Source organism: Vibrio sp. Y176, assembly GCF_033438945.1.
Genome location: NZ_JAWOQS010000598.1, coordinates 1 through 672, shown reverse-complemented (window position 1 = coordinate 672; position 672 = coordinate 1). Strand labels below are relative to the sequence as shown.

The window sequence follows — 672 nt, the reverse complement described above, 5'->3', positions numbered from 1 at the left end:
ACCACTTACACGTTGTACTCATGTCATTTTCTCGCCCACGCGTTAGCGTTGAAAATTCGCCTTCATCATAAGCAAGCGTAGTCGCATTCCTTGGTTGTGCACGAAATGAATAGCGTAATGCTTCCAAAACGCCGCATACGGGTTATCTCAGACGGCCCAAAGTAGAGTAGCAACAAGCGCCATGAAAATAGGTTATAAGCGGTATAACAAGCCTGCGGTATTAATGAAATTTATGATTGGGTCATCAAGGTGAATCGCGGGCAAATATCCGGATCACGCCTTCAAATTCGCAACAGCAAAGGTGACTCATGCAAATTACTCAAAGTCCTCAGTTCAACGGCAAAGCGTCTAAGCGTTTACATGTTATGGCAAAGCCCATTGGTGCTGCCTGTAACATTGACTGTACTTACTGCTACTACCTCAGCAAACAGGACTTACTTGAGTATAAAAAAGGATGTTCACCAATGATGGATGAAGCCACGTTAGAGGCTTACATCAAACAGTATATTGAAGGGCAAAATACACCTGAGATCGTCTTCTCTTGGCAGGGCGGTGAGCCAACGATGCTGGGTTTGGATTACTTCAAGAAAATTGTCGAGTTTCAAGCGAAGTACCAGCCCGCAGGCGTGAAGATCTCTAACGATCTGCAAACAAACGGCACGTTATTGAATG

1 protein-coding gene is annotated in these 672 nt (G+C 44.8%); it reads left to right on the top strand.

The genetic code is table 11. The features are described from left to right. Nucleotides 1–308: 308 nt before the first annotated feature. The coding region (locus tag R7O13_RS27525) for a radical SAM protein (protein ID WP_412125739.1) at nucleotides 309–672 on the top strand (364 nt) is incomplete at its 3' end.